This is a genomic window from Streptomyces sp. NPDC111516 (assembly GCF_055635345.1).
Genome location: NZ_JBVKBV010000026.1, coordinates 37,517 through 61,620, shown reverse-complemented (window position 1 = coordinate 61,620; position 24,104 = coordinate 37,517). Strand labels below are relative to the sequence as shown.

Sequence of the window (24,104 nt, the reverse complement as noted above, 5' to 3'; positions counted from 1 at the left end):
TGCGGTTCACATTTTCATCAGATGATCGCCTTGCGGTAGATGGTGAAGCCGCGGTTTCCAGATCGCCACTGAGTGAAGCCCAAGCACAGCAGAGGGCCGTCTTCGCGGAGTACGGCCAACCCCTCTGGCTCGCGCGGGTATTGCTGGGGAGCGGTACGGTCAAGCGACTGTACGACTCGACCGGTTCGCCAATCGACACGGAACAGACGGGTGTTGCCTGCGGAGGAACGGGGATTCGCCGGGCCGTACGCGGTGCCGAGCATGTGGTAGATGTAGTCGCCGTGCAAGGCCATGCCCTGGAAGGGCAGGCCCAGGCGGGCGCCGGGTTGAGGGATGTCGGCGATGGGGCGGAAGTCTCGGGCGGCGAACCGGTCGAAGTCGTGAACCGCAAGACGTGGCACGCCGCGCAGCTTGTATCGCAGCAGCAGTCTGTGGTTGGCCTGGTCCAAGGCCACATAGTTGGTTGTCGAGCCGGGGACGGGCCGGTAGGTGGTGAGCGCTCCGCTGTTGCGGGTCAGTACGCGGCCGTCCGTGAAGCGGAAGCGGCAGATGCCGCGGCCGTAGCCGGAGGCGGGATTGGCGTCCCACTCGGTCCACAGCTCGCCGGAGCCGCGCTGCGCGCCTTCGACGCCGAGTGCGACGCCGTGACCGAATCCCTTGAGATACATGTAGCCGGTGAGAGCACCGGCCATCGTGAGCCGGTTGAGGCAGAGATCACCACGCACCGCTCGCTCCGCGTATCGGTATGCGCGCTTCTCTCCCGGGAGTCGGATGCCGCCCGGCATGACCTGGAGCGCGTAGATGCGCGCCTGCGGCTCGTCGAATGCGAAGGATTGCAGCACAGTGGCGTGGCGCAGTCGGCCGTTGCGGATCCAGGGTTTGCCGGCTGCGGCCAGTGAGGTCTGCTCCGACGAGGACGGACCGGCCGATCTCTCACCCTGTTGCGCCGAGGCCGACGGGGCCGGGATCGCGACTGTCAGGACGGCGCCGGCGCCGAGTCCGAGCAGAGTCCTGCGACTCGGATTGCCTCGAGGGGATAGAGACATGGGGATTCTCCTGGTTCGTGGCCCGTGGCCCACCCCGCGGGGTGGGCCACGGGCCGGTACTCCCTGCTCAGCACCAGGGAACGGTGCCGTGGTTGCGGACGTAGTGGGCGGAGACGTAGCCCTTGCGGTCGGCGAGCTTGTACCAGCGGTTGTTGCCCAGGACGTTGATCCCGCGCTTCTTGCAGGCGAGAGTCACAGTGCTGCCGTGACGCGCCCTGCCGATGACCCGGTAGCTGGTGCTCGGACCTGAGCGAATATTGAGCGGCAGCCGGTTGGTCACCAGGCGGCCCTTGACGTGCGCGGTGCTGCATGAGGGCCTGTTCGGGTTCGCCGTGTGTCGATGGCAGGAGGTCGAAGACTGTGACGGCAGGGAATGCCGGGCGGGCGCCGAGACCGGCAGGGATGGCGCGGACTGGCCGGGGGCCGCAGGAAGCCCGTCGGCCGCCACGGCCACGGCGGGGAACAGGACGAGCGTTGCCGCAGCAGCCCCCAGGGCGCGCTGGACGGTGCGTCGAATCATGGGAATCTCCTACGCGTTGAGTTACGGGTTGCACCGGATCGCCCTGCCGGAGCGTGACCATCCGCACTCGGAGCGTTTCCGGCGCGGGGTGCAATGATGCTGTCCCAATGAGTTCCGGGAGGAACTGGGACGTCCCGCTGACCTGCTGGAACGGATCATCTCGCCTTCTGGCGCGCCTACCTGCGCAACTCCCGACGGCGACTGCAACGCCCGCTCAAGTACGCGTGAAGGGAGTTGACGTCCCGGGGGACGTGAGGCCGGGGGGAAGACGCGGCCCCACCCGCCAAGGCGCTCTGAGCGCCGCTCCAAACGCGCAGGCGACGCGCGGTGCACCAGGCCCTGCACCTACTGGCCCACCGCGTCAAGCAGCTCCCCGCCGACGCACACCCGTTCACTTCAAGCCGTCCAAAAACTGCTCCACCACACTCGGCGTGACCGAGTTCAGCTGTGATGTGTCGGTTTGGTGTCAGTGGGTGGGTGTCAGTGACGGCATGTCAGACCGGGATGTTCTCGCTGGTCGGGCGTTGAGGAAGAGCGCGGTCACTGACGTGTGGTGGTCCGTGCGGGGGATGTCGCTGTCATGGGGCGGTGCACCCCGCTCCGTGCCGCTGTCTTGGGAACGGCACTTCTGATCCTTCGGTGGCTGGGCGGAGGCACGGTGGTCGGTGTCAGCTTTGCGCGGCTGAGGGGTATGGGGTGGGGGAGCCGGGTGCCTGGGGTGAGGTCTCGGCGGGGTTGGGGGTGTCCAGGCCGGTGCTGGTGGCGCGGCCGCTGGAGCTGGATGCGGCCGGGGCGTTGAGACGGCGCATGTGCGTGCGAGTGCCCAGGTCGGAGGGGTGAATGGCTGTGCCCAGGCTGCAGCAACTGGAGATGCTGCTGATGGACGAGGGCATCCCGCTGATGTGGGTGCCCGGCCCTCGGCCATGCCGATCTAGGCGGTGCCCACCAGGTTGAGGTGGCGGGCCTGCATCTCTCGGCGGCCGGTCAGCACGGCGGCCATCGCTCCGGGCGATCCATGGCCAACTGCTGCACGACCCGGTACAGCTTGTGGATCTCGGGCCGCGGCCGCCGCGCGGCTGGTGTGATCGGTCGCGCGCTGCTCGTCAAGGTCGAGGATGAAGCTGATGTGGTCGTACTGGAGCGGGGAGAGCCGGGCGAGCAGCTCGTCGGCGGCGAGCTGCTCGGCGGCTGCATCGGTGTCAGGAGCCGGCCGCAGCCGCGGTGGCACCCTGGAGGATCAGGCCGGCCACGGCGTCAGGGCGGGCGATGAGGGACACGTGGCAGGAGTCGATCTCCTGCGTGTGGGAGTGGGCCCGTTTGGCCTCGAAGCGCTCCTGCTGGGGGCTGATGGTCATGTCCTGCCGTCCCACCAGGGCCCAGGACGGAATCTCCTTCCAGGCCGCCACCTTGGCCTTCTCGGAGAACGCGGTCGTGGCCGCCGGGCGCTGGGTGACACCCAACAGGTTCGCCTGGCTCTCCGGCAGACAGTTGGCGAAGACCGGGTGGACCTTGTCCCGTTTGAGGTACAGGTCGGTGCCGCCGCCGACGGCCGTCCGATACGGCACGGAGTTCGTGGCGGTGCCCAGGGCGCTGGGGAAGCGGGCGGACAGCGACATACCGCTCTCACCGACGTCGGGCATCTGCGCGTTGATGTAGATCAGGGATTTGACCTGGGGGTTTCCCGCTGCGGCAGTACTGATGACGGCACCGCCGTAGGAGTGACCGGCCAGTACGATCGGGCCTTTGATCGTCTTCAGGACGGAGGCGATGTATGCGGAATCGCTGTACAGGCCGCGCAGCGGGTTGGCCGGGGCCATCACGGTGTAACCGCGGCGCTGCAGCCGCTCGATCACCCCGTTCCAGCTGGAGCTGTCCGCGAAGGCGCCGTGGACCAGGACGACGGTCGGCTTGGCGGCGTTCGCACTGCCGTTCGCTGCTACCGGGGCCGTGGTCAGCGCGGACAGGGCAGCGACCGCGCACCCTGCCATCGCCACGCGCAGCGCTCTGCTTCGGAGCAGTGAGCCGCGTATCGCAGGTACTGTCATGTTGACCTCGCTCTTCGATAGGGGCCTACGGCACCTCAGCGTTCACGCGGTAGACCGAACGGGCCAGGCAGTGGCATCCAAACGGGTGACTTCGGCGCGCCATCGGAGTGACATCCCGCATCGGCCGTAGTCGCCCCGGACGGTCTCAGGATGCCGCGCCCGTGGGCGGCCGGGCCTACACCGTCTTCCCCTGCCTGCCCCAGCGGGTGCCCCAGTTGTCGGCGAGGCTGGCGATGACGAATCGTCGAAGACGGCGAGGATGTGGGGATGGTCCGGGTGCTCGGGCAGGTCGGGCGAGACCGGACTGCGCCGAGCACCGCCTCGACCTCGCCCGGTCCGAGGACCCGCGGCAGGGTTCGGGGCGTGCGCAGCAGCGGTGCCCCGCGGTTGCCGCTGCGACGGCGGTTGGCCGGCCCCGTCGGGACCGCGTTGCGGTCGATGGCGAGGTCGTCGCGGGTCGTCAGGTAGCCGAACAGACCGGAGACGCTGGCGAGTCGGCGCTTGATGGTGCGTGCCGAGAGCCGGCTTCACCGTCTTCGAGTCGGAAGACCTTTGGCCCTCGCCGGTCGTCGGCAGTGGCGAGCAAGGTGTTCGGACGACAGCGTGCCGCCACGAGCTCCGGGTAGTCGTCGACCAGGACGTGTCCGAGCGATGCCGCGGGGTTCCCTGCGGCGAGACGGGTGTGGAGGCCGGCGCATCACGGTGGGCTGCCGGGAAGGTCGGAGGCTGCGGATGTCGGTTGCCGAGTGGGATGACGCCGTCAGTCGCGGGCGAAGGTCAGCAGGTCGGAGTTGAACTGATCGGCGAACTCGGGGACCATCGACAGGCCGTGCGGGGCATCCTGGTAAACCTTGAAGGTCGAGCCCTTGACCAGCTTCGAGGACTTGGCGGCCGCGGCCACGATGGGGACGATCTGGTCGTCGTCACCGTGCACGATCAGGGTGGGGATGTCGAACCGCTTGAGGTCCTCAGTGAGGTCGGTCTCGGAAAACGCCTTGACGCAGTCGTACGCGCCCTTGATGCCCACGGACATGGACCACAGCCAGAACGCGTCGCGGGTGCCCTGCGTCACCGTCGATCCGGGACGGTTGGCGCCGAAGAAGGCCACACCGAGGTCCTGGTAGAACTGCGAGCGGTCGTTTGCCACGCCGTTGCGGATGTCGTCGAAGACCTCGATCGGCAGTCCCTCGGGGTTCTCCGGCGTCTTCAGCATCAACGGCGGGATCGCGCCGAGCAGGACGGCCTTGGCGACCCGTTCGGTGCCGTGCTTGCCAATGTAGCGGGTCACCTCACCGCCACCGGTCGAGTGGCCCACCAGGATGATGTCCCGCAGATCCAGGGTCTCGATCAGGGACGCCAGGTCCTCGGCATAGGTGTCGAGGTCGTTTCCGTTCCAGGGCTGACCGGAGCGCCCGCCCCCGCGCCGGTCGTGGGCGATCGCGCGGAAGCCGTTGTCCGCGACCAGTTTCGCCTGAGGGTCCCACGCGTCGGCGGTCAGCGGCCAGCCGTGGCTGAACACGACCGGCTGACCGGAGCCCCAGTCCTTGTAGAAGATCTCCGTACCGTCCTGCGCGGTGATGAAAGGCATGGCGTGGGTTCCTCACGATCGCGATCGCATCGGCAACGGACATGGCGGTCGGCGGCCGGCCGGGACTCCCCGGGACTTTGGGCGCGGAATGCGGAGTTGTGCCTCCAGCAGCTGGGGCAGGACTTGGCCCGGCGGGCAGCCGGCCGCAACGTGCCGCAGCACGGACAGCGCCACCCGAGACGACGACAGCCGTGGTCGCTGCGTCGCCGCGTAGACGAGGTCGCGAACACTGGACCCGACGAGAGTCGCACCCACCATGGCGTCCGCGCCCGGCTCGACTTCCAGCTTCGCGCAGCCGTCACACTCCTGCATCATGAAGTTGCGGCGAGGACCGCCATGTCGTACTGGGCGGCCTCAACGCCCATCCGAGCAACGCGGGTCAGCGAAAGCGGGGGGCAGCCGAAAGCCTCGAAGCCGGCGGTGCCCGGCCGGCCCGCATGGTGACCCACGAGCTCGACTCAGGCCCGGCTGACGGTGGCGTTGTACTTCTGCGGGACGCCTGCCCAGCGGGCGGTGCGCTGGATGCCGTCGCTGATCAGGTCCACCGCCGCCAAACCCACATCGGAGTCGGCACGTTGTTGTCGGCCGGTCGCAGTCTCTGTGGCCTGGCCCGCTGGCACCGGCTGCGGGAACGGGATCAACCACGCCCCCTCTCACCCCTGGCGCCTCGTGATCCCCGGGCCTGTCGGACGACCCCGGCTATTCGATTCCGTGTGTGAGCGCCACGGACTGGCTCTGATGCTTCCTGAGCTGCGAAGAACCCGTTCACATGCACAACCACGGCATCCGGTGCAGGCTGGCAGTGGAAAAGACGTGCTCCACGGGTGTGCTGATACGTACGTCTGCATCGCCCGGCCTGCATCGCCCAGGGTGCCCACCAGGTACGGCAGGCACCGGCAGGAAGGAAGCGCGATGGAGATCAAGGGATCGGTCGCCCTGGTGACAGGAGCCAATCGCGGCATCGGCCGCGCATTCGCTCGCGCGCTGATCGACCACGGAGCAGCCAAGGTCTACGCCGCCGTCCGCGATCCGGCCGGCGTGAGCGATGAAGACCTCACTCCGGTGCGTCTGGACGTCACCAGGCCCGAGGAGATTGCCGCGGCAGCCGCCGCCGCGGGGGACGTCACCATTGTGATCAACAACGCCGGTGTCGGAGGATTCAGCACCAAGCTGCTGACAGGCTCCTTCGACGCCGCACGCCAGGCGATGGACGTCAACTTCTTCGGCACCTGGGCCGTCTCCCGCGCCTTCGCCCCCGTCCTTGCCCGCAATGGCGGCGGCGCACTGGTGAACATGCTGTCGGCCGCCTCCTGGGCCTCGCGGCCGGACTACCCGGGATATGCCGCCTCCAAGGCCGCCCAGTGGTCATTGACGGGCGCCCTGCGAGACGGCCTGCGCGAACAGGGGACGCTCGTGATCGGCGTCCATGCCGGTTTCGTGGAGACGGAACTCAGCTCCTTCACGGATGCACCGAAGATCGACGCGGCCGACGTCGCGGAGCAGACCATGGAAGCCCTGGCGAACGACCGGGTGGAGGTCCTCACCGACGAGCGGACCAGGCAGGTCAAACACGCCCTGTCGCAACCGCCGGGGAGCGATGCATGAGTCCGGAAGTCTCGGCGGCGCACAACCCCCGTGAGCCGGCCCTGCTCGGACAGACCCTCGTCGTCATCGGCGGGAGCGCCGGCATCGGGCTGGCGACCGCCGCGCAGGCCCACGCCGAGGGCGCCACGGTCATCCTCACCGGACGGGACCCCGAACGGCTGCGCACCGCGGCCACGGAGGTCGAAGCACTCAGCACCACCGCCTTCGACGTCAACGACCCGGCGCGGCTTCAGCAGTTCTTCCAGGAGTTGCCCAGGCCGATCGACCACGTGATGGTCACGGCCGGACACCCGACCTACGGGCGTCTCCTGGACATGGACCGCGATCAGGCGCGCCGGGCGATCAGCGAGCACATGGTGCTCGCGCTGGAGGTCGCACGCCACTGCGCCGGAATCGTCCGACCGGGCGGCACGCTGCTGCTCCTCGGCGGCACGGGCGCCCGGCGGACCCGTGCCGGCCTGGGGATCGCGCCCGCGGTCACCGCCGCGCTGCCCGCGCTCACCGCCAGTCTCGCGCTCGAGCTCGCACCGGTCCGGATCAACCTGATTGCCGCCGGCTTCGTCGACACACCGTTGTCGGCCGGGCTTCTCGGTGACGGACTCGGCGCCCGTCGCGAGGAACTGCGCACCACGTTGCCGATCGGCCGCGTCGTCGAACCGGCCGACGTGGCGGCGCTCGCCGTCCACATCATGACCAACACGGCACTCACCGGCGCAACCTACGACATCGACGGCGGCCAGCAGTTCGTCGGCTGACAGCACAAAGAAGGGACCGCGGACTCCTGGCCGTGCCGTCGGCCGTCGTCCGGGCGCCGTGGCGCCCTTCCCGACCCCCACCTCGTCGCCCTCGTCCGCAGCGGCGCCCGCTTCGAGTGCGGCGTCCTGGTCGAACGTGAGCAGGACGCCGCGGCATGAGTGAGCGCAAAGAACGCCCGCTGCTGTTCCTGGACGTCGACGGATCTCTCCTGCCGTTCGGCGACGGCCCGCAGTGCGAGCCATCGGGCACCGCGTCAGATTCGCACCTGACACGGCTCGACCCGCGTGTCGGGCCTCGGCTCGCGGCACTGCCGTGCGAGCTGGTCTGGGCCACAACCTGGGAGGAGGAGGTTTCGAGCGCGGCCAGCTTGTCGAGCGTCCCGAAGACGAGTCGGGAGGTGACGCTCAAGTCCCGTAGTTCACTGTCGTCACTCGATCCAACGGGCAGCGGCCTCGTAGGTAGTGGCTGGGGTGTTGCTGAACGCGATGGCCGCATCGGGTGCGTGCCGCCGAACCAGGTTGATTACTTGCTCGAGGAGTTCAACTTGATCGTCTGAGTGCCGCAGGCCACCGCCGACGGTGACGCACTCCCACGGATGGGCTCGCAGCGCATTTCCGACGACCGCTTCCACGTCGTCACTTCCATCAAGGCCGATTAGGCAGGTCTCGACGCCCATGCCGTGTTCGGCGAACTTGGTCAGTCCCGCCTCGATCGCCTTGGCTACCGGCTCGGGATCCCATGGCCCGGGCACCCGATACGGATCAAGCCCGATGACGAGGACGCGGGGTGAAGCAGTGGTGTCCATGTCTGGACGATACTGTCGAACGCCCCGCGAATCAGGAGGTGATGCTCAAGTCGCGTGACACACCGATCCACGGGTCTTGACCATTCCTCCGACGGCCACCTGACGGGCACCAAGGACCGGGCGACCGGATCCCGGCGCTACGACCTCGACGCGACCGGCCGGGTCACTGCCGTTCACGCAACGACGTGGAGCGAGAACTACGTCTATGACGCCATGGGGAACCAGACCTCAGCCTTCTGGCCGAGCGGCTTTCCGGGCCACGAAGCCACCGGCTCACGCGACTACACCGGCACCCGTATCACCCGCGCAGGGAACGTCCGCTACGAACACGGCGCCCACGGCCGCATTACCCTGCGTCGGAAAACACGCCTGTCCCACAAACCAGATACCTGGCGCTACGCCTGGGACGCAGAAGACAAGCTGACCGCCGTCACCGCCCCGGACGGCACCCGCTGGCACTACCTCTAGATGTGGAGAGCGGCTGCTGAACCCGAGGCGTCAAAATGTTGCCGAGTTTTGGGTTCTGGCACAGATCTTGGGGAGCGATCGCGGAGAGTCATCGTGGCGTTCGATGATGTGGGAGGTCGGGGCCCGGCTCCATGCCTAATGTTCTGCCTCACCAAACTTTGACGGTGGTCCGACGAGGCTGGCATCCAGCTCATGGACCTGTGCTGGGTCGAGGTGGAGTTCGTACGCGGTGTAACACTCGCTGATTTCTGTTCCTACGACAGCACCACATGGGCACAGCCGGTTCAGGCCGCTCTGGCCATGCCAGCCGCAGCAGCCTGTGTGGTCTCCCTCAAGGTCGGGCAGTAGGTCTGGTGCGTCGTCGGGATGAAGAACGATTGTGTTTCGGGGGCCCGCGGAAGCCAGGAACCCGTCCCCGTTCGGATTGCCGACACAAGGCCCGCCGGGAAACGCCGCGACGGGTTCGTCGGTCGGCAGGAACGGGGCTCCCCATGGCTCGGGCTCCAGGGCGTAGCACCCCATGTGCATCGTGGCGGGGGCCCGGCGATACCCGTCGGGTCCGATTTGCCCGTCGAACTCTGGCCTGACCAGGGTCTTGGACAACTCCACAGCCCTGGTCAGAGGGCGGGCGCAGGCGGCACACACAAAAGTGATCACACGAAGTTCTAGCCCGCCGAGCTCGCATCAGCAAGAGACTGCTTCCGGGCTACTGCAGCAGGATCATCTTCCGGAGCAGGTGGAAGCCGGCTCGGCCGTAGAGCTGTCTCTTGATCATTTTGATGCGGTTCACGGCGCCTTCGATGCTGCCCGAGTTCCAGTCCAGGGTGAGGCCGGCGGTCACGGCGTCGAGATCTCGGAGCAGGTGAAGGGCGAGGCCCGTGAGCCCGGGCAGCCGACTGGCTTCAACTGCGTCGATCCAGGCAGGAAGCGTGGCACCGAGGCGGCCGGTGAGCATCTCGCCGAAATCGCGGACGTGTCCGGCGGCCGTGTCCAGTGCGGGACAGCGGGTCAGGACGTCCTTGAGGCCAACGCGGTCTTCCTCGCTCAGGGCGACGGGGTGGCGGGTGAGCCAGCAAGTTTTGAGAGCGCCCGTGCGTCGTGTCGCCCTGAACACCTGCTCGCGGCGACGGGGGAAGCCTGAAATGGGGGATCGCGGGGCCGGGTGGGTTGGCTGTCAGTCCCCGGTCCTAGAGTCCGATGCATGATCCGTCGCACCCCTGCCCGTCCCGTGGACGTGGAAAAGCTCTTCCCTGAGCTGGTCCCCTTCCGCCGTGAGTCCGTCCGCCTTCACCCGCGCGCCGGCTCTCCTTCCTGCTACGACAGTTCCGTTGGAGGGCCGCTGCTGTGGCCTGTGGCAGAGCCATGGCCGGTCTGCATGGAGGAGCACTTCGACCCCGACACCGTGAGCGAGCTCCAGGCTGCCGTGCCCATGGTTCCCATCGTCCAGGTCCGCCAGGCCGACGCACCTGGAGTCCCCTTCCCAGAGGGAACCGACCTGCTGCAGGTGCTGTGGTGCCCTTATGCGCACGGCGAGTACTGCTACCCCCTGCCGCAGGTGCACTGGAGGGACTCCGGTGCCATCAAAGACATACTGCCGACTCCGGAGCCGGTGGAAGTCCTCCCGAAGGACTGGTATCCGGACCCGTGTGTGGTCCACCCGGAGCAGGTGACCGAGTACCCCAGCTGGGACCTTTCCCGGGACACACATGACGCGTTGCAGGCCCGTTTCGAGGAGCTGAAGGCAACGACCGGCCTCTACTACTCGTATCACTTGGCTGAGGCGCCCGGGATCAAGCTGGGCGGCTACCCCGGCTGGACACAGGAACCCTGCTGGCCCGACTGCGAAGCCTGCGGTGGCCGCATGGAGCACTTGCTGACCGTCGCGAGCGAGGAATTCGACGGAGAGTCCTGGCGTACGTGGCTGCCGGTGGAGGACAGAACCGACAGCGGTTGGACAGAAGCCGCGGACAATCCCGCAGGCCTGTGCCTCGGCGACGTCGGAGGCGTGTACATCTTCGACTGCCGAGCCTGCCCGGACCGCCCCATCGGGCACTGGTTCGACTGCTCGTGACTGGCAGAGGACCGCAACCAGGCGCCCGCCCGCACACACAGCGGTCTCCGTACCGACGGACGGTATAACAACTCGACAAAGTCAAGCATCAGGACGCTCTTAAAAGTCACCGACATCGACATCCAGCGGGACATGGTGCTCTCGTCACTCACCGACACCCGCTCTCGGCTATCACCAACATAGCCATCCGTGCCGTCCGGTGTGATGGCTCGTTGGCCAGGGTGGCGGCCGTTTTGCCGTTCCGGTCGCGGGTGGGGTGCTGGATGTCGATGCAGTCGCGGCCTTGGCCGCAGGTGCCGGAGCTGACCGCGCAGGTGGCTCGCGCGGTCGCAGCGCGTGGGCCGTATCCGCTGGCGATGCGGGTCCGCGATGAGCTGGGCGAGCTGTTCCCGGACACCGAGTTCGCCGAGGCGTTCGCAGAAAGGGGGCGGCCGGGCTGGTCGCCGGGCCAGCTCGCCCTGGTGACGGTGCTGCAGTTCGTAGAGAATCTCACCGACCGTGCGGCGGCGCATCGCGTCCGCTACGGCATGGACTTCAAGTACGCGCTGGGCCTGGAGCTGGACGATCCCGGGTTCGATGCCTCGGTCCTGTCGGAGTTCCGCGCCCGTCTGGTGGAGCACAGACTGGAGGAGAAGGCATTCGAACTCCTGCTGTCCTCGCTGAGGGACCGGGGCCTGGTGAAGGCCGGTGGCAAGCAGCGCACCGACTCCACCCGGGTCTTGGCCGCGGTCCGGGACCTGAACCGGCTGGAACTCGCCGGGGAGACGATGCGGGCCGCGCTGGAGGCTCTGGCCTGTGCCGCCCCGGACTGGCTGGCCGATGCGGTGCCGGTTCGGGAGTGGGCCGAACGGTACGGGCCGCGAACCGACTCGTGGCACCCGCCTGCCTCGAAGGCCAAGCGCGCGGAGATGGCCCTGGTCTACGGCCGGGACGGATTCGCACTCCTGGAAGCGGTCCACTCGCCCGCGCCGGTGTGGCTGCGCGATCTGCCGGCGTTACGGGTTCTGCGCACGGTGTGGATGCAGAACTACCACCGCACCGTCACCGAGGCGGGGACGGAGGTGAAGCGGCGGGAGAGCGAGGATCTCCTGCCCGGGAGGCTCCGCCTCGCCTCTCCCTACGACACCGACGCACGCTACGGCCTCAAGCAAGGCTCCTGGTGGACCGGGTACAAGGTCCACATCAGCTCGACCGCACCCGGACCGGGCACCTCGCCCGCCTCGACCTCTCCCTCGCCGCATAGCCCGGAATTGGCCAGCAGGATCGGTGACACGGTTCTTACTGGCGCCCCGCGAGGCCCATGAGTTCGTGCGAACTGAAGGAGCGTTGGGGCGAACTCATTGGTCTTCAGCCTTGTCCGACGGCTCTGGCCCTTGGGTTCACGGGAACCGATGGCCGGTCTTGCTCTGCGGCTGTGTCCGGGATCTCCCGGCAGCGGGATGCCTCGGTGTAGCGGATGCGGTCGACGATCAGCTCGCTCCTCGGGGAGAATCGGCCGCCATGCGGAAGAACAGAGCCACGGTGCTCACTCTGATGGGCGTCCTGCTGATCTCGAATGTCGTCCTGCTGACGCTCCTGGTCGCTACAAACATGTCGTCCGAGGGTGATGTCGCGATAGGCAAGGCCGCCCCCCGAGATGCGACGATCAACCTTCCTGCGCTCAAGGGTGGGGCAATCCTGGCCCCGAATCAGTGGCCGGACGCGTGTTCGTTCGTGGACCGGGAGGAGATCAAGGCGATCTTCCCTGGCGCCGAGAACATCGAACAGGAGAGCCGCCCGATCAACGCCTTGTCGATCAAGGACTTCGCTGCGGACTCCTCGTGGAAAGAGAGTGACAGGTCCGAGTCCGGTCAGTGCCTCTACAGCATGCGCCTTCCGGGCGAGACCTACGCCGCTACCCAGTTCTGGTTCCGCATCGAGGCCGTGGCCGACCCCAAGTTGATTGTCGGCTACGACGATCGCGTCGGGTCAGGAACCAATACCAACCAGGGTGCGAGGGGCGCGGATCACTGTGTCATCGCGGGGCTCTACGAGGGCAGTTGGACTTGCCGCAAAGGCCCGCTGCTGTTCGCCGTAGGCGGGCAGACCAGCGTGACTTTCAAGGGCGTGCCGGCCCCAGCACCTTTCGTCTGGCGGGACGATGTGCTCCCTGAGTTCGTCCAGACCATCGCCGCGAAGATCAAATAGCTTCCCCAGGAACGGCAGAAACTAAGTTCATCTGCGCGGGCTCAGTGTCGCCGAGCGCAAGACCAGTCACCTCTGTGCGGCGATCAGCGGTCGTTCCCTGGACGAGGTCGACGGCTGCTGGTCCCACCGGCCATCGCCCCGCGCAGGAGACGTCATCGCCGCCGGGCCGGATCGCGGGCGGCCTGCCGGTGCCTGATGCTTGCGAGGGCCTCTTGCGACTGCCAGTGCTGCCAGCCCGAGCCTCCTCGCCTTCGCTCAGACCACGGATCGGTCGGACAAGACGAGAAAGGTTCAAGAACCCAGAAGTTCCGTCACCGGACGGAAGAGCATCCGACGGAGCAAGAAGCCCCTGGCCACAGGGGCAAGCTCTCAGCGGAGCTCAGAGGAACTTGCGGGATGTCGCACAACAGCGGTGGTGGTGCTGGATACGAAGAACTGGCACCGCGCACGCACCACCACCCTGATCCGGGGCCGTGTCCACTGCGGCACGACGGACGACCGGCACGACCAGGTCGTCAAGGTCGCCGGGTACGCGCAGGCGGTGGGCGCGGTCCTGGTTCTTGTTCGCCGACAGGTTGTCCATGATCACGTAGATGGGAGCCTCATCAGGGCGGGCGGCCCGGATCGACTTCAACGCGGCCAAGGCGTGACCCTCCTTTGCGGCGGCGGGTCACGCCCCATAGCTGGTTATCGCCAAGGGAGTAGCAGCTGTGGAAGTACCGGACGCCGTGGGTGCGGTGATACGTGGCCGGCAACCGGTCAGGTTTCTTCTCTCCGGCCCAGCCGGAGCCATGGCAGGGCCGGATCGACAGTTCCTCGCCCGCGAAGCGATGGTGCCGCTCAACTGGAGAGCCCCAGCGCACGCTGCCGCCCTCGCCGACCGCGCCCGCCACCTCGCAGGCCCGCAGCCCTCCGCGGCAGCGCCACCGGACAGGTCCTAGCCGGGCGGTACCACTGCCGGCCCGGCCTCCGAGGCCGGCGCGAGGCGGGTCTCATCACTCTTCCGTGATCTACGGCTGGAACGCCCGCGCTGTGACCGCACTCGTCAACGGGAGCCCAGCAGAAGGGAGTTGATCCCGGGGCCCATGTCCTTCGCGAGGGCCACCGCGAGCGCCCGGAAGATCCGCACCTCCGGGTTGTCGTCACCGGCCCGCACCGCGAGATAGCTGCTCTCCCACGGAGCATCGAGGACGGGTACGAAGACGGCGCCCGGCCACGCGTAGTACCGCGCGAAGGAGCGCAGGCCAGAGCCCGCGGCCCGCCCGGTGACGACCCCGGTCAGCACCTCCTGCGGGGTGACGGCGAACTCGGAGCTGCGGCGCTGGGCGCGGTCGTCGAAGTACAGATACTCGGTGAACGTGTGAGGGGTGTGCCCCGGGACACGGAACAGCGGCAGGTCGGTGAGGTCCGCGACGCCGACCCCGGACATCCGGGCGTCGGCCAGCGGCGACCGCTCGTGCACGACGACGATCCGCTGCTCGGTGGTGAGGACGTCCGCTATGAGCCGCTCGTCGTGCGGGCTCGGCCGCACGAAAGCCACGTCCACCCGGTCCTCCACCAGCGCGGTCACGTGCTCCGTGAAGTCCAGCTGCCGGATCTGCACCCGCACCTCGGGCCGGGCCCGCCGGTAGGCGTTGATGGCCGCGGGCGTCAGCTCCGCCGAACCGTGCCCCATGATGCCCACCCGCAGCGGCCGCCCGCCGTCCGCCTCCTGCGTGACATCCGCCAGGTCATCGAGCGCGGCGTTCGCGGCGTCGAGGAGCGTGCGCGCGTGTCTGGCGAGCCGCACCCCGGCGGCCGTCGGCACGACGGGGGAGCCGGACCGGTCGAGGAGCCGCGCGCCGACCTGGCTCTCCAGGCGGCGCACGTGCTGGGTGACGGCGGGCGGCGACAGGAAGAGCCGCACTGCGGCCCGTCCGAAGTGTCCCTCCTCGACGACCGCCAGGAACGACGACAGCAGCCGCAGGTCAAGCGCCATACGACCAGGGTAGACGGGGAGCCGGGCAGGCTGCGCGGGCCGTTTACGAATCGTGAACGTACGGCGCGGGCCGAACGGTCGGACACGTACGAATGGGAGCATGACCGCACCACCTGTCACCGCTTCTGTCGCCGCCGTCCCCGTGGACACCGGCACCCCGGGCGCCGGCGCCGCCTGGATCATGCTGGCCTCCGGCTGGAGCGCCAACCAGTTCTCGGCCCTGCTCGGCGCCTACCGCAGCCACCTCGGCCTCACCGAGTCGACGGTGACCGGCCTGTTCGCGGTGTACGTCGTCGGTCTGATCCCGGCGCTGCTGATCGCGGGCCCGCTCGCGGACCGCAAGGGGCGGCGCCGGGTGGCGCTCGCGGCCCTCGCTCTCAACGTCCTGTCCACCCTGCTCCTGATGGCCGGCGGCGCGTGGAGCCATACCTGGCTGTTGCTGCCCGGGCGCTTCCTGACCGGTGTCAGCGCGGGCGCGCTGCTGGCCGCCGGCAGCGCCTGGATCAAGGAACTCTCCGGCTCGCCGCGCCGCCCCGGCCTGTTCGTCTCCGCGGGCTTCGCGACGGGCGGCTTCGCGGCGGCGCTCATCGCGCAGTGGGCTCCCTGGCCGATGGTGACGGCGTACGTTCCGCACGTCGTCCTCGGGGCGGCGGCGGGGTGGCTCGCGCTGGCCGCACCGGAGACGGCCAGGTCGGCCCCTGCCCAGAGCTCCGAAGCCGCCCACGAACACACCGGCCACCGCTTCCGGCGTACGGTGCTGCCGCTGGCGCCCTGGGTCTTTACGGCCCCTACCATCGGCTTCGTCACGCTGCCGAGCACCCTCCACACCGGCCTGATCCTCACGGGCGTCGCGACGGCCGTCGTCCCCGGTACCGGTCTGCTCACCGCACGACGCGCCCGGTCCACGCCCACCGAGGGCCTCCTGGTCGTAGCGGCCGGCACGGCGACCGCCGCCGTCGCCGCCGCGACGGAGAGCGAGCCCCTCGCCCTCCTCGCCGCGATCGTTCTCGGCGCGGGCTACGGACTGGCCCTCACCTACGGTCTCACCCGGACAGCGGCCCTCGCCCCGCCTCACCAGCTCGCCCGCTGGACGGCCCGGTTCTGGACGGTGGCGTACCTCGGCATGTTCACTCCGTACGTCCTCACGCTCCTCGGCCACGTCACGACGACGCCGGTGCTGCTGGCGGCCGTCACGCTGCTCGCCCTCGCCCACGCCGGGTTCGGTGCGCATCAGGTCGAGCGGCCGACGCGACGCCGTACGCCGTGACATGTCCCGGGGTGACAGGTGAACAGTGGTCGGTGCTGGAGTCGTTGCTGCCTGCGGGCGTGAGTCGCAGGTCGCCGGGTCGGCGGCGGCTGGTGGACGAGGTGCGGTGGCGGGTGCGCAATCTGATCAGGGACCGGGACGGGAAGTTCCCGCGGTTGTTCGACCAGGTGCTCCAGGACGAGGGTATCGAGGTCGTGCTCAGCGGCCTCCGGATGCCGAGAATGAACTCGATCACGGAGCGGTGGGTGTAGACCTGCGGGCGAGGATTGCTGGACCGCATATTGATCGGGGATCAGCGTCATCTCCAATACGCCCTGCGCGAGTTCGAGACGTTCGACAACGAGCACAGGCCGCACCCGGGCCTTGCGAACGCCCGCCCCCTCCACCTGCTGCCCCTCCGATCGAGGACCCGGACCAGATCGCCCGTCCGGACGTACGACGAGCGCGGCTTGACGGCACTCTCCACGAGTACCAACATGCGGCCTGACCAGCACGGATGAGGTATTCGGCAAGCGCAACGTCGTCGGGGCCGTAAGAACGCCGCGGGTGGTGAGGGCGCGGTGCACCCCATCGCCCGCGGCGCTCACGAGCCGGAGCGAGGACCCCGGTGCCGGCTCGGGAGGGAAGTCAGCACCGGGATCGGACACTCAGGGGGTTCCCGCGGTAGCCGTCGACAGTGATGCCCGTGACGGTCGCCCCCAACGGATCAGCGAAGTAGTCGGGGTCGGCCAGCGCGATCGTGATCGGCGTGATCCGCTGCGATCGGTAGCGAAGGCCGTCCACCGCTCCGGCAGCCAGCTGCGCTCCAGTGGCCACCACGGACGTCTCACCGAGGGTGATCCGGTACTTTGTGTCCGCCTTGAACGTGCCGGACACGGTGACCCTGGCCGCGTTCCAACCGCTGTTGCCATCCTGGCCGGCCAGCCACCCGGTCACGGAGGACGCATTGCGGCCGCCGTTGATGGGTGAGAGCCGGCCGGTCAGAGAACCGGCGGCGATCGAGAAGTGCCGGTCCGCGCTGACGGCGGTGCCGGCCGGCCGCACGAGCGGCGCACCGTCCGTGTGCACCTTGATGACCGACAGGTCGGCATCGGTCGGCTGAGCCGGCAGGGTGATCACCAGATCGTTGCCGTCCATCCGGTACGGCAGTTGGTCAGTCGCGCCGTCCACCGTGACGTCGAGGATCGTGCTGGCCATACCGGGCAGCCTGATGTCGCCACCGCCGTTCGGCCAGCTGCTCACGCCGAGGTAGACCGCGTTGCCCTTGATCGTGCTGTCGCCCCAGGACATCCGGCCGTAGAGCGTCGGCCGGGCACCCTCGACGGCGTTGGGGTGGCGTGCATTCCAGGCGCCGATTCCGGCCATCACACCGGCCTGGAAGTCGTCGATGGCACCGTTGCCCTGCGGTCCGACGTTCAACAGGTAGTTGCCACCGCCCGATGTCACGGTGAACAGGGACCTGACCTGCTGGGTGGTCTTGGACGTCTTGGAGGCGTCGGAGCGATCGGCGCTCGGCCAGGTGCAGTAGCCCCAGCACATCGGGAAGATCGAGTAGGCAGACTGCCACGGCGCCTGCAACTGCCTGGTCGGCACCGAGTTGTCGCCGCCGACCTCGAAGTCGCCCTTGTTGTTCCAGACCCGGGAGTTGACCATGGTCTGTGGCTGCAACTGGTGCACCGTCGCTGCCATCTCCGCGCTCTGTGCAGCGGTCGGCTTGCCCATGTCGAACCACAGTTCGTCGAGCTGCCCGTACTTCGTCAGCAACTCGGTCAGCTGCGACTTGATGTACGGCATCATCGAGTCGGGGATCGGGTTGAGGTTCTGGTACGGCTCGGGGGTCTGCAACGTCCAGTCGATGATGGAGAAGTACAGACCGAAGCCCATGCCCTGAGCGCGACAGGCGGTGCTCAGCTCCTTGATCGGATCACGGCCGAACGGTGTCTGAGCGACGACGTTGTAGTCGGTGGTCGCGGTGTCCCACATGGCGAAGCCGTCGTGGTGCTTCGACGTGAGCACCAAGTACTTGGCACCCGCCGCCTTGGCGGTGGCGCACCACTGGGCAGCGTCGAACTTGTCGGCGGTGAACCGGTGCGCGCCGGCCAGGTAGTCGGAAGTCGGGATGTTCATCCACGCCTTGATCTGCTCCGGGTAGCCGATGGTCTGCTGCACCCCGTTGTAGTAGCCACCGTAGGAGGAGAACATGCCCCAGTGCACGAACATGCCGAACTGGAGCTTCTCCCAGTTCGCGATGTTCGTTTCGGTGCTCAGCGGGATCGCTGCGGGGTAGGCATCGATGGGCTTGGGGGCTGGATTGGCCTGGGCCGGGCTGCCAGCGGCCAGAGCACAACCGGCCACGAGGGCGGCTGTCGCGAACGCCGCCTTCAAACTTCTGGTCAAACCGGTGACTTGGTGGTGCATCGTCACTGTCCTTCCGCTGCTTCCGCAGCCGTGTGTGAGTGGGATCTCCGGGCATCCGACTGAACACTCAAACATCGGTTCTATAGATCTTGAGGCTGCCTAATGAAGCCCGTCAAGGGTGCTTGCGGCGAGAAAGGACTGAAATCATCGGAGGTATACGTCGGCAGGTCGCGGACGGGGTGAGCCTCAGCGTCCGGGCCCGCTGAATCCGTATCAGGAATGCGTCGAGACAGGCGGCACCGGCCGGTGAGTCACCCTGACGTCCTGATCAAGACGCCGCCTTTGCCGGTAACCTCGTCCGCCCAGGTCACGCGGCATGTTCATACTCATGGGGGATCCCGCCCAGGCGTTCGCGATGTCCCGATGGGGCAGAGGGGAGTGTAGAACCGCTCGAACTCCCGCAGAGCGTGGTAGAGGTGGCGCTGGTTCCAGATCAACATACGGTCCAGCAGCTCACGCCGACACGTCTGCGCCTGCCTCTCCATAATCGAGTGATCGTGGTGTGGGACCGGCTGAGCACCCACACCTCGAAGACGATGAAAGCGCTCGTGGCCGAGCGGGATTGGCCGGCGGTGGTTCTGCTGCCCGGGTACGCGCCCGACCTCAACCCAGTCGAGGGCCTGTGGGCACACATCAAGCGGAGCCTGGCCAACTTCGGCGCCCGCACCCTCACCGACCTGGAAACCCTGCTCCGCAGACGGCTCAAGGCACCCCAGTACCGGCACGGCATCCTCGGCGGATTCCTCGCCGGAACGGGCCTCGCTCTCGATAGACCGGACGGACCCTAAAACGCTGAAGTCAGTACTGCCTAGACGCACGATCTGCCGCGCCGGCACGCCTCCTGGCAGATCAGCCTGCCACTTCGACCTCGTCGTCACGACGCCACCATGCCCGACCGGATGCGTCGGCCCAGCATCGGGATCGGGCGGTGCCCGGTCGGGTCATGCTCGGGTGAGCACGATCTTCTTACCGCCGGCCCGTCCGGTAACCACCCGGGCGAACGCAGCCGGTCCCTCGCTCAGCGGCAGGGGTTCCGGTGCGAGTTTCAAGGTTCCCGCTGCGGCCTGCTCCGCCAGCTGGACAAGCTGCGCGGCGTTGGGCTCGACGTAGAGGTCCCAACTCGTGATGCCTCGTTCCTCCGGAGGCGCGTCCGAGGTCAGGGAGCACAGTCGGCCGCCGTCCCGCACCAAAGGCAGGGCGGCGTCCGCCGTGCTGGTGGCGATGACGAGGGCGGCGTCGAACCCGCCGCGTACCTTGGCCGACCAGTTCGGGTCGTGGTAGTCGACGACCTCCATCGCTCCCAGACCGAGCAGGCGCTCTGCGGCGGCAGCAGACGCAGTCGCGGTCACCTCGATGCCCTTGGCCGCGGCGAGCTGGATGGCCAGGGCTCCGGTGGCTCCGCCTCCGTTGGTGATCAGGAGCCGCTGTCCTCGGCTGAGGTCCAGCTTCTCCAGGGCCTGCAACGCGGTGAGTCCGTTGACCGGCAGCGCCGCCGCGTGCACGGCGTCCAGCCCGGGTGGGCAGGCTGCCGCGTGATCCGCGTTGATCAGAACGCGTTCGGCCCAGAAGCCGCTTCCCCCGGGCAGCGGGGCCTCGTGTGCGAGCACCCGGTCGCCTACGGCAAACCCGGTGACACCCGCGCCGACGGCCAGCACCTTGCCCGCGCCCTCCACTCCCAGCGCCGCCGGGGGGCGCAGCCCCACGTCCCAGCCAGCGTCGTTCAGCAGTTGGTCCCACGGGCCGACCCCGGCCGCCTCAACCGCCACCAGGATCTGACCGGGCCCGGGAGATGACGGTTCGGGCAACTCCAGCAGGGCGACTTCCTTTTCGGCCCTGGACACTCCGCACGCCTTCACAGCAGATCTTTGTCCTCTCACTCAGTCCTGCCGACCGGGAGGTACGGGCCGGCAACCCAAAGCAGGCAGCAGTGCCGACCTCGGGATCCTGAACCGGCGCCCCGGCCGGAGCCTCCGTGCAGTAGACAGCGTGCACCACGCCCCGGCCGCCTGCCTTGGCCAGTATCCAGCCGGGTGGGCGGCGCGACCCCAGCGCCTGCTCAACGACCGTGGGCGGCTCCAGGTAGTCGGTGGGCACGGCGTCGTACGAGACACCGTCCACCGGCCTTACGTGCTCAGGCGCCCGGCCCCAAACCCGGTACTCGGCAGGCTCCACCGCGTCATCGGGGCCGTTGCGGTACGCCGGTAGGCCGACCTCGTACAGCCGGCCATCGTGGACCTGCCGCCGGGATCACAGGTGTGCGACGACCTCCTGGTCCCCGGGCAGCAGTACCCGGATGGGCACCGGCCCCGGCACCGGCTCGGGAGCGGAGGACCTCGTCAGGCCTCCCACCGTACGGACGGACGCCGACAGCACTTGCCGCTGCGCGGACGCTCTCGAACGGGGAGTGGCCCGTCTGCCACTCGCGCGCGTCGGTGCAGCGCGATGCCATCTTCCGCTGCAGGCCGGGGTCGATGGCCCGGTCGCATACGACGTAGGCGGAGGGAGGGCATGAGCGCTTTCAGCTGGCCAGAGTGCACTCGAGTCGGCCGTTTGAGTGTGCTGCTGTTACTGGTGCGGCAGGAGCGGTGAGGTCCGAGGCCCTGAGCTTCCGTTGTCAGGGCATTCCGGGCGGTCTGGCACCGCTGAAGCGCTCGGTCACGGTATGTTCGCCGCCGTTTATGGTGGCCTCGGCTTTCAGCGGAGAAGGATGTAGAGCAGGCAGCCGAGGGCGGTGAGCACTAGCAGCGGCACCAGGGGGACGAGGCGCCCCTTCCTGCGGAACGCCATAGGGCCTGAGGAGACTGCTGTCTCGGGGAAGCGCGGCTCGTCCCCCCGCCAGGGTCCTTCTCAGAGCGGCTGGAGGCGGGGCGAAGGGTGGGACGGCCGGTGGACCGCGGCGGGGAAGACGGTCCGGCCGGCGTCATCTGCCTGGTCCACGCAGTGGGCGCATCGAAGGCACACCCCACGTAACCTCTCTCCCGTGCGAGCCTCCCGCCTGTATCGCGTCGCCGTCCTCGTGCTCGAGGGTGCGAAGCCTCTCGATGTCGGAATTCCCGCGCAGGTGTTCACGACCCGCGCGAGCATGCCGTACGAGGTGCGGCTGTGCGGGGCGACACCCGGTCTCGTGACCGGAGGCGATGGCCTGTCGTACGGCGTCGCCCACGGCCTCGATGCACTTGCGTGGGCCGACATCGTCTTCGTCCCCGGCTACCGGTTCCCAGACCGCGACGACCCGCCGCAGGCCGTCGTTGATGCGCTGATCGGCGCCCACGATCGGGGCGCGCGGCTCGCCGCCATCTCGACGGGCGCCTTCGCGCTCGCTGCCACGGGCCTGCTCGACGGCAAGCGCGCCACAACGCACTGGCATTACGCGCGGGCACTCGCGGCGAAGCATCCGCTCGTTCAGGTCGACGAGAACGTTCTGTTCGTCGACGAGGGCAGGGTGCTGACGTCGGCCGGCGCCGCCTCGGGCATCGACCTGTGCCTGCACATTCTGCGCGGCGATCTCGGGGTGGCCGCGTCGAACCACGCGGCCAGGCGCCTGGTGGCGGCCCCCTACCGCAGCGGCGGTCAGGCGCAGTACGTGCCGCGCAGCGTGCCCGAGCCGCTCGGCGAGCGGTTCGCCGCCACCCGAGAGTGGGCGCTGCACCGGCTCGGCGAGTCCCTCACGCTTGAAGCGCTCGCCCGGCATGCGGCGGTGTCGCCGCGCACGTTCTCGCGACGCTTCGTCGAGGACACGGGGTACACGCCGATGCAGTGGGTCATGCGCGCCCGCATCGACGTGGCCCGCGAACTGCTCGAGCGTTCGCAGCGGAGCGTCGAGCAGATCGCCGCCGACGTCGGTCTCGGCACCAGTACGAATCTGCGGCTGCACTTCCATCGCATCCTCGGCACCACGCCGAGCGAGTACCGGCGCACCTTCGCCCAGGGCGAGTAGCCCGCCACCACGTGGCGCGATCCTTTCGGACCGTGGCGATCACGCCGCTGTCACCGGCGGACGCTGCACGCGAACCTGATGGCGAACCCGAAGGGACACCACTCATGACTCGCATCGCCATCAACGGATTCGGCCGCATCGGACGCAATGTGCTGCGCGCGCTGCTCGAACGCGACAGCGACCTCGAGGTCGTCGCCGTCAACGACCTCACGGAGCCCGCCACCCTCGCGCGGCTGCTCGCCTACGACACGACGGCGGGCCGGCTCGGTCGCCCGGTGAATGTCGACGCGGACGCCCTCGTCGTCGACGGCCGTCGCATCACCGTGCTCGCCGAGCGTGAACCGGCGCAGCTGCCATGGGCCGAGCTCGGCGTCGACATCGTGCTCGAGGCGACCGGCCGCTTCACGTCGGCCACGGCCGCCCGCGCCCACATCGACGCGGGCGCGAAAAGGGTACTCATCAGCGCGCCGGCGGACGGCGCCGATGTCACGCTCGCGTTCGGCGTCAACACCGACGCGTACGACCCGGCGGTGCACACGATTGTCTCGAACGCCTCGTGCACGACCAACGCGCTTGCGCCGCTGGCCGCGGTGCTCGACGATCTTGCCGGCATCGAGCACGGCTTCATGACGACGGTGCACGCCTACACACAGGAGCAGAACCTGCAGGACGGTCCGCACCGCGACGCCCGCCGCGCCCGCGCCGCCGCTGTCAACATCGTGCCGACCACAACCGGCGCCGCCAAGGCGATCGGCCTCGTGCTGCCGAACCTCGACGGCAGGCTGTCGGGCGACTCGATCCGCGTGCCGGTTCCGGTGGGCTCGATCGTCGAACTCAACACGACCGTCGCCCGCGACGTGACGCGCGAGGACGTGCTGGCGGCTTACCACGCCGCGGCGGAGGGGCCGCTCGCCGGCATCCTCGAGTACTCGGACGACCCGCTCGTGTCGTCCGACATCACGGGCAATCCGGCCTCGTCGATCTTCGACTCGGTCCTCACCCGCGTCGACGGCCGCCATGTCAAGGTGGTCGCCTGGTACGACAACGAGTGGGGCTTCTCGAACCGCGTGATCGATACGCTCGAGCTCCTCGCCACCCGCTGACCGGACGCCAGGGCGGTACCCCACTTCCGGCGGGCATTGTCAGGTTGAGCGAGAGGTTGCTGGTCTCCGGCGGGAGCCGGTTGGCCTTGTCCGGGAGGCGTTCCAGGATGCGGTGTTGAGGCGCTCGCGGGCCGCCATTGCGGGCCGCCCGATCCAAAATGCCGACTTCACTGCCGAACTCGACGTCCTCGGCATGATCTGGGTGCCGAGCTGGTCGGCATCGGACTGCAACTCTGGTGCGACCGACCCGCGTTGGGTCGCTCGCACCTGACCGATCCGGCGAACGGCTGAAAACGGCTCAACCGTCACG

Annotated in this window: 19 protein-coding genes and 3 pseudogenes; 11 read left to right on the top strand and 11 right to left on the bottom strand. The window is 68.5% G+C overall.

The features are described 5' to 3' along the window. Positions 1 to 17: 17 nt before the first annotated feature. The 5 genes from ACZ7L9_RS32670 to ACZ7L9_RS32650 all read right to left on the bottom strand — a co-directional run bounded on the left by ACZ7L9_RS32670 (position 18) and on the right by ACZ7L9_RS32650 (position 5,199). Positions 18 to 1,046: a phage baseplate protein gene (locus tag ACZ7L9_RS32670; protein ID WP_471420946.1), complete on the bottom strand. Its 1,029-nt coding sequence runs from the start codon at positions 1,044 to 1,046 to the stop codon at positions 18 to 20. Between the two features lie 67 nt (positions 1,047 to 1,113). Beyond that, positions 1,114 to 1,566, bottom strand: coding sequence for an SH3 domain-containing protein (locus ACZ7L9_RS32665; RefSeq protein ID WP_471420944.1), 453 nt, complete (start codon positions 1,564 to 1,566; stop codon positions 1,114 to 1,116). A 931-nt stretch (positions 1,567 to 2,497) separates the two neighbouring features. After that, positions 2,498 to 2,794, bottom strand: a complete 297-nt coding sequence (locus tag ACZ7L9_RS32660) for a hypothetical protein (protein ID WP_471420942.1) — start codon at positions 2,792 to 2,794, stop codon at positions 2,498 to 2,500. Continuing rightward, positions 2,766 to 3,611, bottom strand: coding sequence for an alpha/beta fold hydrolase (locus tag ACZ7L9_RS32655; RefSeq protein WP_471420940.1), 846 nt, complete (start codon positions 3,609 to 3,611; stop codon positions 2,766 to 2,768). The genes ACZ7L9_RS32660 and ACZ7L9_RS32655 overlap by 29 nt, the downstream gene beginning before the upstream one ends. Before the next feature lie 760 nt (positions 3,612 to 4,371). Then, positions 4,372 to 5,199, bottom strand: coding sequence for an alpha/beta fold hydrolase (locus tag ACZ7L9_RS32650; protein WP_471420938.1), 828 nt, complete (start codon positions 5,197 to 5,199; stop codon positions 4,372 to 4,374). A 912-nt stretch (positions 5,200 to 6,111) separates the two neighbouring features. Between ACZ7L9_RS32650 and ACZ7L9_RS32645 the strand changes: the two genes are divergently transcribed. Together ACZ7L9_RS32645 and ACZ7L9_RS32640 are read left to right on the top strand one after the other, a co-directional pair. Further along, positions 6,112 to 6,804: an SDR family oxidoreductase gene (locus ACZ7L9_RS32645; protein WP_471420935.1), complete on the top strand. Its 693-nt coding sequence runs from the start codon at positions 6,112 to 6,114 to the stop codon at positions 6,802 to 6,804. Further along, complete coding sequence (locus tag ACZ7L9_RS32640; RefSeq protein WP_471420933.1) at positions 6,801 to 7,559, top strand: SDR family oxidoreductase; 759 nt, start codon at positions 6,801 to 6,803, stop codon at positions 7,557 to 7,559. Before ACZ7L9_RS32645 ends, ACZ7L9_RS32640 begins: the two co-directional genes overlap by 4 nt. Before the next feature lie 428 nt (positions 7,560 to 7,987). Here the strand turns inward: ACZ7L9_RS32640 and ACZ7L9_RS32635 are convergent, their stop codons facing one another. After that, complete coding sequence (locus ACZ7L9_RS32635) at positions 7,988 to 8,365, bottom strand: hypothetical protein (protein ID WP_471420932.1); 378 nt, start codon at positions 8,363 to 8,365, stop codon at positions 7,988 to 7,990. 81 nt (positions 8,366 to 8,446) lie between these two features. Here ACZ7L9_RS32635 and ACZ7L9_RS32630 point away from each other — a divergent pair. After that, positions 8,447 to 8,827: pseudogene (locus ACZ7L9_RS32630) on the top strand (hypothetical protein); the annotation flags it as partial. Positions 8,828 to 9,539: 712 nt separating this feature from the next. Here ACZ7L9_RS32630 and ACZ7L9_RS32625 read toward each other — a convergent pair. Beyond that, on the bottom strand, positions 9,540 to 9,947 hold the full coding sequence (locus ACZ7L9_RS32625; protein WP_471420930.1) for a transposase: 408 nt from the start codon (positions 9,945 to 9,947) through the stop codon (positions 9,540 to 9,542). Positions 9,948 to 10,184: 237 nt separating this feature from the next. Here ACZ7L9_RS32625 and ACZ7L9_RS32620 point away from each other — a divergent pair, with 237 nt between their 5' ends. From ACZ7L9_RS32620 to ACZ7L9_RS32610, 3 genes are all read left to right on the top strand, one after another. Continuing rightward, positions 10,185 to 10,904, top strand: a complete 720-nt coding sequence (locus tag ACZ7L9_RS32620) for a DUF1963 domain-containing protein (protein ID WP_471420928.1) — start codon at positions 10,185 to 10,187, stop codon at positions 10,902 to 10,904. A gap of 263 nt (positions 10,905 to 11,167) precedes the next feature. Next, entirely contained in the window at positions 11,168 to 12,208 is a 1,041-nt protein-coding gene (locus ACZ7L9_RS32615; protein WP_471420926.1) for a transposase, read from the top strand. 196 nt (positions 12,209 to 12,404) lie between these two features. Next, positions 12,405 to 13,091, top strand: a complete 687-nt coding sequence (locus ACZ7L9_RS32610; RefSeq protein ID WP_471420924.1) for a hypothetical protein — start codon at positions 12,405 to 12,407, stop codon at positions 13,089 to 13,091. A 550-nt stretch (positions 13,092 to 13,641) separates the two neighbouring features. Here the strand turns inward: ACZ7L9_RS32610 and ACZ7L9_RS32605 are convergent. Both ACZ7L9_RS32605 and ACZ7L9_RS32600 read right to left on the bottom strand, forming a co-directional pair. After that, a pseudogene (locus ACZ7L9_RS32605) lies at positions 13,642 to 13,903 on the bottom strand (IS630 family transposase); the annotation flags it as partial. Positions 13,904 to 14,136: 233 nt separating this feature from the next. Then, a complete protein-coding gene (locus ACZ7L9_RS32600) occupies positions 14,137 to 15,069 on the bottom strand; it encodes a LysR family transcriptional regulator (protein WP_471420923.1) in 933 nt (310 codons plus the stop codon). 100 nt (positions 15,070 to 15,169) lie between these two features. Here ACZ7L9_RS32600 and ACZ7L9_RS32595 point away from each other — a divergent pair, with 100 nt between their 5' ends. Next, positions 15,170 to 16,336, top strand: coding sequence for an MFS transporter (locus ACZ7L9_RS32595; RefSeq protein WP_471420921.1), 1,167 nt, complete (start codon positions 15,170 to 15,172; stop codon positions 16,334 to 16,336). 11 nt (positions 16,337 to 16,347) lie between these two features. Beyond that, positions 16,348 to 16,587 carry a hypothetical protein gene (locus tag ACZ7L9_RS32590; protein ID WP_471420918.1) on the top strand — a complete coding sequence of 80 codons (240 nt, stop codon included), beginning with the start codon at positions 16,348 to 16,350 and terminating at the stop codon, positions 16,585 to 16,587. A 376-nt stretch (positions 16,588 to 16,963) separates the two neighbouring features. Here the strand turns inward: ACZ7L9_RS32590 and ACZ7L9_RS32585 are convergent, their stop codons facing one another. Beyond that, positions 16,964 to 18,733: an alpha-L-fucosidase gene (locus tag ACZ7L9_RS32585; RefSeq protein ID WP_471420917.1), complete on the bottom strand. Its 1,770-nt coding sequence runs from the start codon at positions 18,731 to 18,733 to the stop codon at positions 16,964 to 16,966. A gap of 512 nt (positions 18,734 to 19,245) precedes the next feature. On the opposite strand from ACZ7L9_RS32585, the pseudogene ACZ7L9_RS32580 reads away from it, so the two are divergent. Then, positions 19,246 to 19,542: pseudogene (locus tag ACZ7L9_RS32580) on the top strand (transposase); the annotation flags it as partial. A gap of 153 nt (positions 19,543 to 19,695) precedes the next feature. On the opposite strand, the gene ACZ7L9_RS32575 reads toward ACZ7L9_RS32580, so the two are convergent. Further along, complete coding sequence (locus ACZ7L9_RS32575) at positions 19,696 to 20,595, bottom strand: NADP-dependent oxidoreductase (protein WP_471420915.1); 900 nt, start codon at positions 20,593 to 20,595, stop codon at positions 19,696 to 19,698. A 1,139-nt stretch (positions 20,596 to 21,734) separates the two neighbouring features. On the opposite strand from ACZ7L9_RS32575, the gene ACZ7L9_RS32570 reads away from it, so the two are divergent. Further along, on the top strand, positions 21,735 to 22,691 hold the full coding sequence (locus ACZ7L9_RS32570) for a GlxA family transcriptional regulator (RefSeq protein WP_471420911.1): 957 nt from the start codon (positions 21,735 to 21,737) through the stop codon (positions 22,689 to 22,691). A 104-nt stretch (positions 22,692 to 22,795) separates the two neighbouring features. Further along, a complete protein-coding gene (gene gap, locus ACZ7L9_RS32565; RefSeq protein WP_471420909.1) occupies positions 22,796 to 23,794 on the top strand; it encodes a type I glyceraldehyde-3-phosphate dehydrogenase in 999 nt (332 codons plus the stop codon). Positions 23,795 to 24,104: the final 310 nt, after the last annotated feature.